Origin of the sequence: Streptomyces sp. NPDC050610, from assembly GCF_040654875.1 — a bacterium.
Lineage (GTDB): Bacteria > Actinomycetota > Actinomycetes > Streptomycetales > Streptomycetaceae > Streptomyces.
The window spans coordinates 137,158-151,448 of the sequence record NZ_JBFAIV010000009.1 but is presented as its reverse complement, the minus strand read 5'-3'; the positions used below and the strand labels follow the sequence as shown (position 1 = coordinate 151,448).

Below are 14,291 nucleotides of genomic sequence, written 5' to 3'. Positions count from 1 at the left end.
GGTGGCGACCTTGGTTCGACTGACCTAGGCACTCGAACTCAGCTGGTTTCGTGCAAGGTTGAGGCCGCCGGACACCGCACGTACTTGCCGAACGTGTCTGTCTGGCCCTCAGATATTCGCCGGGTGCGGGCCAAGAGATAGGTGCCGGATGTTCGAGCGGCGGCCGAGACAACTCTGCGGCTGCGACCGCGCCGACCGTGGACGTGATGCTGGCCGGACGGGAGATGCGCTTTCATCTCGCGCTGCTGAGGAGGGCGCTGACCGCTTGCCGGCAGGGGCACATAGGCTGTTCGCCGCCGCTGCTATTCCCTTTCCTCTGCCGCAAAGAGCTGGGGGGAGCCGGTGGATTGCGAAGGGATGGAATCGTTCGCCGAACCGTATTCGGCTGGGGGGATTCCTCTTGTCTCACCACAGACATAGGAGAAGAACGAGTTATGACCAGTCAGACGCCGGGCGCCGACCCGGCGCGTCGAAGACTGACAGTGGCGATCGTGGTGGTCACAGGTCTTGCCTTGGTCGCGCTGACCGCGGTCGGCGTGCTCGCACTGCAGCGCAGCGACACCTCGGCAGGGGAGAAGGGGAAGCCCTCGGACGAGACGGTGGCGATCACGGATGACGCATTGGCGGATCTGGTCAGGGACAGGTCGGACGCCCTGAGCGACGGGGACGAGGAACGCTTCCTGTCCGCCTTCTCCGGACAGGCAAAGGATCAACAGCGCGTCGTGTTCCGCAACTTGCGGAAGGTGAAGCTCGAATCCGCAAGCTTCCACATCAACGGGACAGCCGGTCGTCTGGAGAGCAGTTTCGGCAGCGTGACGGCCCGGGTCGATGTGGCCTTCGCCCACCAGATAGCCGGCGTCGATGTGCAGCCGCTGAAGGAGGGCTACCGGTGGACGGTGACAAAGAAGGACGCCAAGGCGAAGCCGGTGATCACGGCCGTCGACGGCGCTCCGTACAAGCTGCGGGGTCCGGATGAGCCCGTCAGGAAGGTGGCCTACCCAGCCCCCTGGGACTTGTACCGGGATCTGCGGGTCATCCGCACCGATCATGTGGCGCTGATGACTGACGCCGCTCATGCCGACGCGGCCCGGTCGGCGGCCCCGCAGCTGGAGAAGGCGGGCCGCGATGTGCTGGCCGCATGGAAGGCCGACGGCCCCAGTTCCCCGCCCGCCGCCCGCGGGTTCGCCGTCACCTTCGAGCCGGACAGCAAACGCCTCGCGAAGCTGTACGGGCACGGCGGCGAACCCGGCAACGAGGACGGGTTCGCCGCGAGCCTCTTCAACGACTCTGCCTCCGACGACTTTCCCTTCGGCGGGGCACGCGTGGTGCTGAAGAGTGCCACCGCCCGCGTTGGGAAGCACGAGATGACCCACGCACTGCTCGCACCGATGATGCGGCACGCCCCGCTCGGTGCCCTGGGCGGCCCGCAGACCTGGCTCGTCGAGGGGGCCGCGGAGTACATGGCAGGCGGGGGCCTGGACGACCGGGGCGGACTCAGCGCCCTGCGCCGGGTCGGGTTCAATGGCCGCCTTCCCGATTCGATGGCGTTCTATGTCGAGGACGCCCACCAGCAGGCCGCCAATTACGAGCTGGGGCGCCTCGCGGTGACGTACCTCGCCGAGAAGTACGGCGAGAAGAAGGCGCTGGCATTCGTGGCCGCGCAGTACGACGCGCCTGACAAGCTCGACGAGCAGATCACGACTGCTACCGGACTCGACAAGGCCGGCTTCGAGGCGCAGTGGGCCGCCTACGTCAGGAGCACCCTCAAGTGAACACGCCGCAGGACGCGCCGATATTCATCCAGCCTCCGCCGTCCGGTCCCAGACCGGGCCGTACTCGGCTGATCGCGATGCTGGTCGCCGCGAGCGTGGTGCTGGCCAGTGCTGTTGCCGCGGGCGTCTGGCTGCTGCTCAGCCCTTCTCCGGAGGTCGGGCAGCAGGATTCCGGGGCCGGACAGCAGTCCAAAGCGCAGTTGCCCTGGTCCCTGCCGTACACGAAATCCGGACGTGAGCAGCCCACGATGGTGCGCGGCCTCTGGTTCACCGACCGGTTCGTGGTCAAGGCGTTGCCAGACGGCATCGCCGGGCTGGACCGCGGCACGGGCAAGAGGGTGTGGGGTACTCCCACCCCCGGGGTCGGCTCCGTCGTGTGCCAGGCGTCCACGGACGACTCGGACGGCATCGCCGTCCTCGCTTCCGGTGTCGGCGAGGAGTGCTCGACCTTCTTCGCGATCGATCTGGCGTCGGGGAAGGTTTTGTGGGAGCACGAACTCGCCCAGGACGAGTGGGTCCGGGAGAGCGGTACGCGCATCGCGCGCAGCGGCAACACGGTCGTCGTCAACGCGAAGACCAGGAAGACCACCGCGTTCCGGGTCAGCGACGGCAAGAAGCTGTGGACGGACTCCAAGGCCGTCTACGGCGGCCACGACTGCAAGGGCACCGGGTACACCGGCGGTCGGCAACTGATCCGGCTCCAGCGCTGTTACAGCGACGACCCCGATGCCATCGGCGCCCCGTACGACGTCGCCGCGGTAGACCCGGCATCCGGTCACACCCGGTGGACCTACCGGCTGGGCGAGGATGGGGTCCTGACGAAGGTCCTGGCCACCAGCCCGGTTGTCATCGGCGAATCCCCCAGAGACAGTGGGATGCGTCTGACCGTCATCGACGGTGGCAAGCGGCGCAGCAGCCTCGCCGCGGGCCCGGAGCGCCAGTTGTCGGGCAGCGGGCGCGGGGACGGCAGTCCGGATACCGCCGTGCAGATCGCGGGTGACACGATCACCGTGGTGGCGGACAAGCTGAAGACCGATTCCAACGAGAACAACAAGATCATCGGCTGGTCGTTGTCGAGCGGCAAGCGGCTGTGGGAGCACACCGCCCAGGGAAAGCTCCAGAGTTACCATGCCGTGGCCTCGGACACTGGCGATCTCCTCGCCTACGTCTCCGGCAATCGCTACGACCCTGCCTCACTGGTCAAACTCGACCCCAAAAACGGACGGCAAAGCATCGTGCACAAATACGAGCCGTCCCCCAAGGGCAAACCGTGGATCGGAGCAGACCCTTTGGCCCTGGTCGATCGCAAGGTTCTCTACCTCTCCGTCGGATTCGGTTTCGAAGTGCGCGGTATAGGTACGGAACCAGATGAAAGGTCTTTGATCGCTCTGCCCGCGGCGTAGTAGCGGCCCGCGCCCACTCGGCCAACCTGCCGGGCGGTTCCTCTTCGTGACGGTGAGAGGACAGCGGCTGTACGTCGAACGGCAGACGGCGATGACGTTCCGTCCGCCTCGCACCTGCCCGGCGATACCACGCCGACTCGTGAATGCCCGGAAGTGGAACCTGCACGGAAGGGGTTCTTTCACCCTCAGAAGAGTGAAGGGGCCCCTTCCGCTGTCTCGCCGCGGGATGCGGGCAGGCGCGGCCGGTGGGTGGTCGGGGAGTGTGGTCGAGGAATGGTCGGCCGGTTCTACCGGCCTGTCGGGGGTTCCAGGTCGCTTGCGCGTAACCGTATTGCCGAAGCGCTGCGGGCACGAGTTGGCATCTCGGAGCAGATCCGCGAAGCGATCCAGCCCACTCAGGGAAGGCCGACCGGGCCGCGGTATTTCTTGCCTGCGTACTGGGAGAGGGCGGCCATCAGGCGGCCGGCGTCGGCTGCGGGGATGCCGTGGCCGGTGAATACCTCGCGCTCCGGGTCGCTGCTGGGGGGCTTGATGGTCAGGGACACGGTGGTGCCTGAGCGCTTGAGTTCTACGGCGGCCAGGTTGCTCGAATCTGTACTCGTCCTTCTTCTGGCCCGTCATCGTCAGCCCTCCCGGACTGACCGTGAGGCTGTCGAGTTCACCGAACAGGGCCTCCACCCACCCACTCGTCCAGCCTAAGAAGACACCCAACGCCGCTCCCCCCAGGCAGCCGAAGAAGCCGAACTGCAGCAGGCTGCCCTCCCCGGTGCCTGCGGAGAGACGCATGCACACCGACCTCGCGCGCGCCTGGTGGCTGGTGAACCGCCGTGCTCAACGCGAGGGGCCGGCCACCCTGGCAGATCATCGGCTCGATACGTTCGTCGACGGCCGCCTGCTCACAGCCGTACGCCCGGTCGACAGCCCCCGACCGAGCTGGGACCGGATCAGCGCAGAGCTGCTGGAGCATATCTGAGGCCCGTATCTCGTACGTCGGCTGGCGGCCAGTCACATGGACTTGCTCTTGGTGACTGGCCTGTTGCCCGTGGCGGACCGACGCACTCGACGACATCCCGCGGACCGACACTTTGGAACGGTGGGGCGTGGCCCCCGGGGGTGGCTCACTTCGGGACGATGACTGTCCCCGGGGGCAGACGAAGTGGCCGGGACGGGGGCGAATGACGGCGTCAGAGGGGTACGGGCGTGACGCTCATATGACGCTCCGATCCGGGGTAGGCCGTTCCGGTGCCAGAAAAAGGCCCTCTCACCTGCGGTTTTCTCCAGCTGGGGAATCCGGAAATATCTCCGATGACGCATCATGTGGAGTGCGTGGCGATTTTGAAGCCGGCGGCGAAGGACGCCTGACCTGCGGGTTCTTGGGTTGTGAGTGATGTGCGGGGTGAGCGTTACGGGCGATGTCTTGACGCTCGTGACGCTCGTCCTGATGGGTTGTCAGCCGTGCTGAGCTGACGGCCTGATGGTCGGCTCGGTGAGGTGGGACTGGTCTTCGTGGCTGGGGGCCTCACATGGATCTCCGCAGCGTCCCACAAGGGGCCGCCAGCGCCTGCACCTCCGCGTAGGAGAGGGGCGCGCGTTTCACGGGGAGGCCGTCGCGGATGGCGGTCGCGGTGGTCACGGCCGCCGCCAGGGCGTTGCGGTAGAGCAAAGAGCCGAGACTGACCCTGCGCACGCCGAGTGCGGCCAGGTCGGCGAGGGTGGGTCCGGTCGGCGTGTACAGGATGTTCAGCGGCACGGTGAGGGTTGCCGTCAGGGCGGCGATCCTGTCCGGATCCGACAGTCCTGGCACGAATGCCCCGTCCGCGCCGGCCTGTTCGTACACCGCGAGGCGCCTTGCGGTCTCTTCCTCCTGGTGTCCGAGCCAGTAGGTGTCGGTGCGAGCGTTCACGAACAGCGCGGGCACGGCGGCCTTGACGGCGGCGATCTTCGCGGCGTGGAGTTCCACGGGGGCGAGGGTGCTGTCCGGGCGGCCGTCTTCGATGTTGATTCCCGCGGCGCCTGCGTCGTGAAGCCTGCCGGCCAGCTCGGCCACTTCCTCGGGGTCATCGCTGAAGCCCCCTTCGGCGTCGACGGTGAACAGGAAGGAGCCCTGCCCGAGTCGGCGGGCCAGAACCAAGGTCTCCTCGACGGTCGCTGCTGCCCCGTCCGGCAGGCCGGCGGCCGCAGCCACGCCGAGGCTTGTGGTGCCGATCGCCTGGAAGCCCTGTGCCGCCAGAAGGGCCGCTGAGGCGTAGTCCCAGGCGTTGGGCAGCAGCAGCGGCGTGGCCTGGTGGTGCAGGCGGGCGAAGGCGGTCGGCGGCATGCTGTGCGTCATGGTGCCAAGGCTAGGGCCGGAACGGTTCGGCACCCTCCGAACTGTGCCTGCGGCATTGTGACCTCATGCCCCGCTCGCCGAGGCCGCCGGCCGGTTCGCCGAACGCACCTGGGCCGCCTTCTGCCAGGCGCTGCTCGACGGCCGCGCCTGGACAGCGGGCGAGCCTGCTCGGCACCCAGGGGTGCGGCCGTCCACTGCCGACGCGCAGCGCTCCCGGCTCGTCGCGGGCGGACTGCTGATCGAGGAACGCAACGTCGGCACCGCTACGTCCGTCCGGTCGGCCCGGAGGCAGCCGCCCTGATCGCAGCCCTCTCCCCGTACGCGCCAGACACCCCGCACCCGCGGAGTCTGCGCGAGCCGGCGCGGCTCGGTGCCGAAGCACGGGCCCGTACCTGCTACGACCATCCGGCGGGGCGGCCGGGTGTGGCTCTGGCAGACGCGATGATCGCCCGAGGCTTGGTCGTCACTGGCGCCGGGCCCGCGGGCACCTTGGAGGGCGGGCCTGGCCGGCCGACGCCGTGGGCTACAGGCGGCCTCCGGACTCTCGGCGGCTCCGCGTGCGGGCCTGCCTGGGCTGGACCAAGCGTCGCCCCCCACCTCCCCGGAGCGCTGGAGGCGGCCCCGTGCGTCACGACGCTGGACCAGCAGTGGGTGCGGCGAGTCGGCTCCGGGCGCGCTGTGAAGGTGACACCGCAGGGGGTCGGAGCCTTCGGGGAGCTGCTGGGCGCCGAGTTTCAGCCACGCCCCTCGAAGCCGGACTTCCCTATCAGGTGCGCGAGTTGTCGTACGCCGGGTACGAACGATGACTCGGGGGTGTTGCCGTATCCCAGGACGAGCCCGTTGTGGGCCGAGTCCGCGAGCAGTGACGAGCGGGACAGGGGCCAGGGGGCCATCCCGTGCTGCCGGGCGGCCTGGGCCACGCGCTGATCCGGGAAGTCCGCCGGCAGCCGGACCGTCAGGTGCATGCCGCTGTCGCCGCCGGTCATGGTGTGCGGCACGTCGAGGTGTTCGGCCAGCGCCGCCCTGAGCGCGTCCCGGCGGCCGCGGTACAGGCGGCGCATGCGGGCGAGGTGCCTGCTGTACTGGCCGCTCTCCATGAAGTGCGCCAGGGCCAGCTGCTCGCAGCGGTGCCCGCCGCGCAGTATCTCGTCCACGACTGGTGTCGCCTGGTCGACCAGGGCCTCGGGCAGCACGAGGAATCCCAGGCGCAGTGAGGGGAACAGCGTCTTGCTGAAGGTGCCCGCGTAGAACACGGGGGCGTTCGGCGTCATGCCCTGCATGCAGGCCAGGAGTTCTCCGCTGTGGCGGAATTCGCTGTCGTAGTCGTCCTCCATGATCCAGGCGCCGTGGTCGCGGCATTTCTCGATCAGGTCGAGACGCCGGGAGGCCGTGAGGACCGAACCCATCGGGTACTGGTGCGCGGGGGTGGTGTAGACGAGGCGCGGCGGGCGGTCCCTCCAGTCGGCCGCGGAGACGCGCAGGCCCTCCGCGTCGACCGGCAGGGGGTGGACGTCCAGGTCGCCGGAGGCCAGAGCGGTCTGTGCGCCGCGATAGCCGGGGTCCTCGATCCAGGCGGTGTCTCCCGGGTCGGTGACCAGCCGGACGCACAGTGAGAGCGCCTCCTGCGATCCCTCCGTGATGACGACCTGCTCCGGGGCACAGCGCATGCCGCGGGCCAGTGCGAGGTGGCGCAGGACGGCGGTTCTCAGCGCGGGCTCCCCCTGGGCCGGGCCGTAGCCCAGCAGACCCGTGCCGCCCTGCTGGAGCGTCCGGTCGAGGGAGCGTCGCCAGGCCGCCAGCGGGAACTGGGCCAGGGCGGGCACCCCCGGCATGAAGGCGAGGGAGTCGACGCCTCCCTGGAGGGGCTTTTTACGGATCCGGGCGCTGCGCCGCGACAACGTGGGCGGGGCGGGGGCGTGGTGGGCGTGGCTGTCGGGCTCCGGCCGGGCCAGCGCGGCGACCCGCGTTCCTTGTCTACTGAGCTCGATGTAGCCCTCGGTGCCCAGCACGTCGTAGACGAGCGTCACGGTGTTGCGGGAGATCCCGAGCCCTCTGGCGAGGGTGCGCGAGCCCGGCAGGCGGCTGCCGGCGGGCAGCCGGCCGTCGAGGACGGCGGTGCGGATGCGGTGCAGGAGCTGCGTTTGCAGGGACTCCCCGTCGCGGGCTCGGGACAGCGGTTCCTGCTGGAGGAAGTCGAGTTGCGGCCCCAGGGCCTCGCTGCTGGAGGTCGACACTGCTCCGTCTCCCCTCGTACGACGCCCGCCTCCCCAGGGCCGGACCTTGTGGACCCATGGAATGGCCCCATTGTGGACCTTTTCGGGGGTCCACGCCAAGCCTAACCTGGCAGGGGCGACACGCACAGGGAGAAGAGAATGTCCGCACGTCTGAACGACTCCGTGAACGGCAGTCAGTCCTCGGTCCTTCGCCGCACCGGCCGGGTGGTGGTCGGTGTTTCCGGTTCGCCCGGCAGCCTGGCGGCGCTGACCCGAGCTGTTCAGGAGGCCCGGCGCCGCGGACACCTGCTCGTACCGGTGAGCGCCTGGACCCCGAGGGGCGGCGAGGCGGCAGCACGGCGCGCACCCTCGCCGGGGCTCGACGCGCAGACGGAGCGTGCCGCCGAGGAGCGCCTGAAGCGCGCCATCGCCTCCGCACTCGGCGGCATGCCCGAGGACGTACCGGTCGCGCCGACCGTGGTACGCGGCTCGGTCCCCGACGCTCTCGTCTCCCTCGCCACCCACCCCGGCGACCTGCTCGTCCTCGGCGGCGGCCCGCGCCATCCGCTGGTCAGGCTGGTGCGGGGCGGTATACGCCGCCAGGTGACGGCCAGGGCGCAGGCACCCGTCCTGCTGGTCCTGGAGCCGACCGTGCCGCGCGGGACCCGCCGCTGGCTGCGGAACCTGACCGCCGACGACTTCCGCCGTAGGGCGGTCGACGGCCTGGCCGGCTAGCAGGGTGCCGCGAATCCAATGCGCCGCGCCGGCTTCGGTCCAGCCTGGGCGCGCCTGAACTGGGCAGTACGTCCGACAGTTCGGCGGTTGGGTGGTTGGTTGGGTGGTCGGGCGGTCCGGGGCCTCCACTGCTCGTGCGCCCTGCCCCTTCGCGGACAGAACGGGAGTGGACCTATGGAATGACTCCATTGTGGATCTCATCGGGGATCCACTCGTTGCCTAGCCTGGCAGCAACCGGCACGAAGCGAGAGAAGAGAATGTCCGCACGTCTGAATGAATACGGCCAGCCCACCGGCCACCCGCTGCCCGACTGGACAGTCCGTCCGGCACCCGCCCGAGTCACCCTCGACGGCCGCTTCTGCCGGGTGGAACCGCTGAACGCGGACTGGCACACCGACGACCTGTACTCCGCCTACGCACGCGCGGCGGACGGCAGGGACTGGACCTACATGACGGCCGGTCCATTCGGGAGCCGGGACGACTACCGCGGCTACGTGGAGACGGTGACGCAGGCGGACGACCCTCTGCACTACGCGGTCATCGACCTGCGCAGCGGAAAGGCGGTGGGCACCCTCTCCCTGATGCGCCAAGACCCGTCCAACGGCGTCGTCGAGGTGGGAAACGTGGCGTTCTCACCCCTGCTCAAGCAGACCCCGATCTCGACGGAAGCACAGTTCCTGCTGATGTCCTACGTCTTCGACGAGCTCGGCTACCGGCGCTACGAGTGGAAGTGCGACAGCCTCAACGAGCCCTCGCGCAGGGCGGCACAGCGGCTCGGTTTCACCTTCGAGGGGATCTTCCGCCAAGCCGTGGTCTACAAGGGCCGCAGCCGGGACACCGCCTGGTACTCCGTCATCGACTCCGAGTGGCCCCAGGTCGGCAAGGCGCTGCGGGAGTGGCTTTCGCCGGACAACTTCGACGCGGACGGCCGGCAGAAGCAGTCCCTGTCCGCTGTACGCACCTGCGATGCGGACCCCGAGGCGGAACGGGCGCTCTGAGGTCTTGAGGTCCTGAGATCCTGGGGTCCGACACTGGATGCCGCAGGCGCCCGGCGCATCCACGCGAGTCCGAGGACGTTCCGACGCCCGCGGCACCGCCACCCGGCAACAACTCCTTGAGGTGGCTGCTCCTGTCGTCGCGGACGCTCTCGGCTACCACGACAAGACCACCACCGTATGGTCAGCCCCGACTGACAGTGTGCCCTGGAAATCATGGCCGAGAAAACTGCGTCCTCTGGTGCTGAGCAGGCTCGGTGAAGTCCGGTGCGGTTCGGCAGTGCTTTGGAAGGGAGCGGGAAACTGCGCGGCCGGTCGCGATGCTCCCGCCGGTGGCGCACCGGGTTTCCAGTGAGGAGCTTAGGGCGGTTTGGCGGACTGAGTGGCCGTACTCGTCGTCACCGCATTTCCCCGAGGGGCTCTGCGCTTGTCGTCCGGGTTCGCGTGCCAGTGCGGTTCGGCGATGGTGTCGGCCAGGGGCTCGCGTCCTATTCCGTGAGGAGGTGCGGCAGTCGGGTGCCTATCGGTAGGCCAACGAGGTCCTCGTGTTTGTGATTCGAGACGTCAGATGTCTCTCTCAACAGCGCGAGGACCTCGGTCATTACGGGACCGGCGGGGTCCCCCCGATCTGTGGCCGGAGAACCTCGGCAGTGTCAGCAGTACACGTCTACTCCGGTGACCAGGTTGCCCTTGTCCAGGGCCCGCTCGGTCCAGGCGTAGGTGGTGTCCGACGTGCCATTCACGTAGCGGACGACGAAGGTGTTGCCGTGCGCCTTGGCTCGCTCGTAAAAGTCGCGGATGGGGTTGTACCCGCAATTCTCCAAGTTCCATACCTCCGAGGAGGACTTGTAGATACAGGCCCTCCCGTAGTCGCATTTATTCGACCAGTACGGAGCAGGGGTTGCGGAAGCCGTGCCGGCACCGCCGATAATCGCGGTGGTAGCGAGGGCGGTAGCAAGGGACGCAAAACGAGTGATCGGCCGCATTTGAGATCCTTCTCTCTGTCCGGACCATCGCTGCGCCCTCAGCATGAGCAATGTGCGGCCGAGGAACCAGGTGGTTTTCGGCTTTCATCATGGAGCCCTGAGGCGGGGCTCGACTTTCCAGGGGGCCGATACTTCAGTTGTTGCAGCGACAGCTGTCTACTCTTGAGCTTTACGCAGTACGACTGTCGGGTGCCGGCGTGGAGGTGCCGGCGACGGCGTGGCTGGTGCCTGCCCGCCCGCCGCTACCGGTAGGGCTCGTCCGGCAGATCATGGGCCGGGCCAGGGCCCGACCGGGGCGAGGGCCGGCCAGTGCCTAATCGTGTTGACCGCCCAGGCAGGCAGTGCTGGAGTCGGCACGTGGACAGCATCCCCGCCAACCGGCGGCTCTGGAACCAGATCAGCAGCGCCTACCAGCACGAGCACGACCCGCGAATCGGCGCCACACCCCGGCTGTGGGGCATGTACTCCATCCCCGACGCGCACCTGCACGCCCTGGGCGACGTCACCGGCAAGCGCGTCCTCGAACTGGGTTGCGGCGCCGGGCAGTGGTCCAGGGCGCTCGCCGCCGAGGGCGCCGCCGTTGTCGGGCTCGACCTGTCCGAAGCTCAACTCGCTGCAGCTGCCCGCGCAATGGGAGTGGCCCGCTACCCGCTGGTGCAAGGTGCCGCCGAACAACTCCCCTTCGCCGACAACAGCTTCGACCTGGTGTTCTGCGACTTCGGCGGGCTCAGCTGGGCGCCCCCGCGCCTGGCCGTCCCGGAGGCCGCACGCGTCCTGGGCCGAGGCGGGCGCCTGGTGTTCAACGTCGCCAGCCCATGGTTCGAAGCCTGCTACGACGAAGCCGCCGACCGCGTGACCACGACGCTGCGGCAGGACTACTTCGGGCTGGACACCATCGCCGAAGACGACGGCGCAACCAGCTATCAGCTCACCTACGGGGACTGGGTCAAGGTCCTGCGCGGCGCGGGTCTCATCATCGACGACCTCATCGAGCCGCGGCCCGAACTCGGAACACCCAACGGCTACAACGAAACCGACCCGCCCGACTGGGCGCACCGCTGGCCGGCGGAACTGCTCTGGGTAACCCACAAACCGTAAGCTCCGCCGCTCCGAGGCGTGAAGGCATCCCCTCGCCGGACAGGCCCTAACGGCACACGGTCACCAAGTCGGGGCGGGACGTGGGGTGGTCGTGGCCTGCGGATGCGCGAGCCGTCCAGCGCCGGAGGGCCGACGAGTTTCAGTCGCACCAGCGGGCGGTGCGCGAGGAGTTGCTCGCCGCCGGCAGCGGCTACGGGCAGCACTCCAGTTCCTCGACCGCCCGCGGGCTCATGGCCCGGATGCTCGCCGCCCTGCGCCCGGCCGACGGCGACACCGTGCTGGAGATCGGCACCGGCACTGGCCCCGGCACCGGCTGCAACGCCGCGCTGCTGTGCGAACGCCTCGGCGACCAGCACGTTCACCAGCCTCGACATCGACGGACATCTCGTCGGCCGGGCCCGCGACGTCGTCATCATCGGTGGAAGCTCGGGGATCGCCTGAAGGAAAGCCTGGAACGCGCTTACGAGTTCGACCAGGAGAACCGCTCGGAGACCGGGCCGCCCGCCCGGCTCAAGGACCCCGGTGACGTCCTCGGCTCCACCAACGCGCCTGGCCTCCTCATGCTCTACGGTCTCAACCGCCAAGTCGGCGACGCGACGTTCCAGAAGATCGAGAAGACCTTCTTCGAGCGTTTCCGCCACAAGACCGCCTCGACCCAGGACTACATCAACGTCGCCAACGAAGTCTCCGGACGAGACTTCACCGCCTACATCAAGAGCTGGATCTACGGCGCAAAAACACCGCCCAACCCCATCGAGGCCCCCACCTCGGCACTCACTCCAACGCCGACAGAGGGACACAAGGTTCGAGCAGCCGGCCCATCGTCCCGACCCTGACCGACCTCAACGACTGGGGGCACGACCCGGCACCCCGCACGCGGAGACCGTCCTGCTCGACGGCGGCCACTTCCTCCTGGAGATCGTTTTCAAGGTCAGAGCCAGAGCAGGATCGAGGCGATGGTGACGGTGGCCTGGTAGGGCTCGCGGGTCTTGTCACAGCGGGTGGCCAGGTCCCGCCACTGCTTGAGCCGGTCGAAGCAGGCAGACGCGGATCTCGCGGGAACCGCAACCCTTGCCGACGATCACGTGGCCGGCCGGGGCCGGTGCCGGGAACGCGAAGGGCGCTCATGACCACCTCGAAGCGGGTGCTGTCGTTGGCGTTGCCGCCTGCCTTGCGTTCGTAGCGGCGGTGCGGGCGGCAGGCAGCCAACCAGACTGTCAGCGAGCCACGCCACGGTCCGCTCTACGGCCCAGCGGTGGCGGCCCAGGTGATGAGAGCTTCGCTCACCTCGGGGAGCTGTTCGTGGTCGTGGCAGCGCCGGCAGGCCCGCATGGTCCACGGCCAGCCTCGTTCCACCGCCCAGCGGCGCGGCAGGACGATGAAGTCCTTGGCCTGCGGCGGCCTGCGCACCGTCTTGATGATGTCGCGGTATTTCTTCGCGCAGGGCACCACCCGACCCGGAACAGCGGAACCCGGCGACCACCCGAACCGACACTCGGGCCACCGGGCTGCCCGCCCTCAGCCACAGGACGCGAAATGATCCACCGACTCCATCGGCGGATCACCGCGAAAGATCGAGGTTAAGGGAGCGGCTTGAGCGACCCTGCCCCAAAGGGCACCCAACTCACCTGGCAGTAATTCTTTATGGCATCCGTCTCGACGGAAATCCTGCTGCCGTCCCTCACCATGCCCCTGAAGGTTTCATGGAATTCCTTGATCGTGTTTCTCGAATTCCATCCGAAGTCGTCCTTCGGCCTGTGGATCGTAATCGTCGCCGAGTAATTATCGTAAAAAGGAAATAGAACCTCCACATACCCGTCTCCGACAGCTTCCCACCTGTTGGCCTTTCCGGCTTCCGCCGTATACCACTGCGTTTCCTGCATCATCGTGACGGGGCCGTTGAGCGCGGTGGCGCCGTTGACGGTGAGGTTGCCGGTGTCGAGGTCCGGCCTGCGTACGGTGACCTGTGTGGACAGGATTCGGATGACGGGGTTCGAGGGGTCGCCGGCGGTGCCTCGGAGGTAGAACGTGGTGTCGGATTTGATGTTGGTGATGGGCCGGGTGGTGTCGTTGGTGACGTCGGGGATGTGGACGTCGCCGTAGAGCAGTTCGTAGGCGGCATTCGCGGAGCGTTCCCAGGTGAGCTTGACCTCGCCGCCGTTGTCGATGACGAGGGGCTCGCAGATGAAGTTCCGCAGGTAGAAGTCGGCCGGGAATTTCCCGACGTCGAAGGCGGTGTCTCTGCTCAGGAACGCGGCGGAGCCGGCGCGGGAATTCTCCGTCACCTTGATGGGCGAGGTCCCGACCTTGCGGTTGATCGGGATCTGGGCCAGCTGAATGGTGAACCCGGTGTCGGGGCCGATTGTCGCGAACTCCGCTGTGGGGGTGAACACGAATTCTTTGGTCGAGGAGTTCAGTGCCACGGTCCAGCCGCTGAGGCTGATCTTCGCGGTGATCTTGGCCAGGTCCGTGGCGAGGTCCGGTGACATCGCCCCCGCGAGAACCTGAACCTTGATCCACTTCACGTCCGCCGGGGTGCGGTCGCGCCGTGAGGCGACGATGAGCAGTTCCCCGATCTCCTCGGGTGCGTCGGGGTTCTCGGGGGAAGCCTTGAGCGGGTCGGGCGTGGTCTGGATGGTGTACGACACCAGCGGGTCATTGGCGACGGTGCCCGCACCGCGGGTCTCGGAGACCAGGGCCATGAGGGGGTGCTCCTTTGGCTGGGGTGCCGCGTCGCCCGGTGAGTGCGGGGGCGCGGCG

General features: G+C 68.2%; 11 protein-coding genes and 3 pseudogenes. 8 read left to right on the top strand and 6 right to left on the bottom strand.

The genetic code is table 11. The features are described 5' to 3' along the window. Positions 1-197 precede the first annotated feature (197 nt). The gene (locus AB0I22_RS14185; RefSeq protein ID WP_363131023.1) at positions 198-1,772 is read left to right on the top strand and encodes a hypothetical protein; all 1,575 of its coding nucleotides are present in this window, start codon (positions 198-200) and stop codon (positions 1,770-1,772) included. Beyond that, the gene (locus AB0I22_RS14180) at positions 1,769-3,175 is read left to right on the top strand and encodes a PQQ-binding-like beta-propeller repeat protein (RefSeq protein ID WP_363131022.1); all 1,407 of its coding nucleotides are present in this window, start codon (positions 1,769-1,771) and stop codon (positions 3,173-3,175) included. The genes AB0I22_RS14185 and AB0I22_RS14180 overlap by 4 nt, the downstream gene beginning before the upstream one ends. A 395-nt stretch (positions 3,176-3,570) precedes the next feature. Here the strand turns inward: AB0I22_RS14180 and AB0I22_RS14175 are convergent, their stop codons facing one another. Further along, positions 3,571-3,720 carry a hypothetical protein gene (locus AB0I22_RS14175; protein WP_363131021.1) on the bottom strand — a complete coding sequence of 50 codons (150 nt, stop codon included), beginning with the start codon at positions 3,718-3,720 and terminating at the stop codon, positions 3,571-3,573. A 239-nt stretch (positions 3,721-3,959) separates the two neighbouring features. On the opposite strand from AB0I22_RS14175, the gene AB0I22_RS14170 reads away from it, so the two are divergent. Continuing rightward, positions 3,960-4,148: a hypothetical protein gene (locus tag AB0I22_RS14170; protein WP_363131020.1), complete on the top strand. Its 189-nt coding sequence runs from the start codon at positions 3,960-3,962 to the stop codon at positions 4,146-4,148. A gap of 546 nt (positions 4,149-4,694) precedes the next feature. On the opposite strand, the pseudogene AB0I22_RS14165 reads toward AB0I22_RS14170, so the two are convergent. Continuing rightward, a pseudogene (locus AB0I22_RS14165) lies at positions 4,695-5,483 on the bottom strand (isocitrate lyase/phosphoenolpyruvate mutase family protein); the annotation flags it as partial. A 91-nt stretch (positions 5,484-5,574) separates the two neighbouring features. On the opposite strand from AB0I22_RS14165, the pseudogene AB0I22_RS14160 reads away from it, so the two are divergent. Continuing rightward, a pseudogene (locus AB0I22_RS14160) lies at positions 5,575-6,236 on the top strand (transcriptional regulator); the annotation flags it as partial. Positions 6,237-6,238: 2 nt separating this feature from the next. On the opposite strand, the gene AB0I22_RS14155 reads toward AB0I22_RS14160, so the two are convergent. Then, on the bottom strand, positions 6,239-7,738 hold the full coding sequence (locus tag AB0I22_RS14155) for a PLP-dependent aminotransferase family protein (RefSeq protein ID WP_363131019.1): 1,500 nt from the start codon (positions 7,736-7,738) through the stop codon (positions 6,239-6,241). Between the two features lie 138 nt (positions 7,739-7,876). Between AB0I22_RS14155 and AB0I22_RS14150 the strand changes: the two genes are divergently transcribed. Beyond that, positions 7,877-8,452 carry a universal stress protein gene (locus AB0I22_RS14150; protein ID WP_363131018.1) on the top strand — a complete coding sequence of 192 codons (576 nt, stop codon included), beginning with the start codon at positions 7,877-7,879 and terminating at the stop codon, positions 8,450-8,452. Positions 8,453-8,709: 257 nt separating this feature from the next. Next, positions 8,710-9,450, top strand: coding sequence for a GNAT family protein (locus AB0I22_RS14145; RefSeq protein ID WP_363131017.1), 741 nt, complete (start codon positions 8,710-8,712; stop codon positions 9,448-9,450). Between the two features lie 650 nt (positions 9,451-10,100). On the opposite strand, the gene AB0I22_RS14140 is transcribed toward AB0I22_RS14145, so the two are convergent. Further along, a complete protein-coding gene (locus tag AB0I22_RS14140) occupies positions 10,101-10,271 on the bottom strand; it encodes a hypothetical protein (protein ID WP_363131016.1) in 171 nt (56 codons plus the stop codon). 519 nt (positions 10,272-10,790) lie between these two features. Between AB0I22_RS14140 and AB0I22_RS14135 the strand changes: the two genes are divergently transcribed. Both AB0I22_RS14135 and AB0I22_RS14130 read left to right on the top strand, forming a co-directional pair. Beyond that, a complete protein-coding gene (locus tag AB0I22_RS14135; protein ID WP_363131015.1) occupies positions 10,791-11,531 on the top strand; it encodes a methyltransferase domain-containing protein in 741 nt (246 codons plus the stop codon). Positions 11,532-11,689: 158 nt separating this feature from the next. Next, complete coding sequence (locus AB0I22_RS14130; RefSeq protein ID WP_363131014.1) at positions 11,690-12,367, top strand: hypothetical protein; 678 nt, start codon at positions 11,690-11,692, stop codon at positions 12,365-12,367. A 383-nt stretch (positions 12,368-12,750) separates the two neighbouring features. On the opposite strand, the pseudogene AB0I22_RS14125 reads toward AB0I22_RS14130, so the two are convergent. Both AB0I22_RS14125 and AB0I22_RS14120 read right to left on the bottom strand, forming a co-directional pair. Beyond that, positions 12,751-12,837 (bottom strand): annotated as a pseudogene (locus AB0I22_RS14125) (IS5/IS1182 family transposase); the annotation flags it as partial. A gap of 274 nt (positions 12,838-13,111) precedes the next feature. Next, a complete protein-coding gene (locus AB0I22_RS14120; RefSeq protein ID WP_363131013.1) occupies positions 13,112-14,233 on the bottom strand; it encodes a hypothetical protein in 1,122 nt (373 codons plus the stop codon). Between the last annotated feature and the right edge of the window lie 58 nt (positions 14,234-14,291).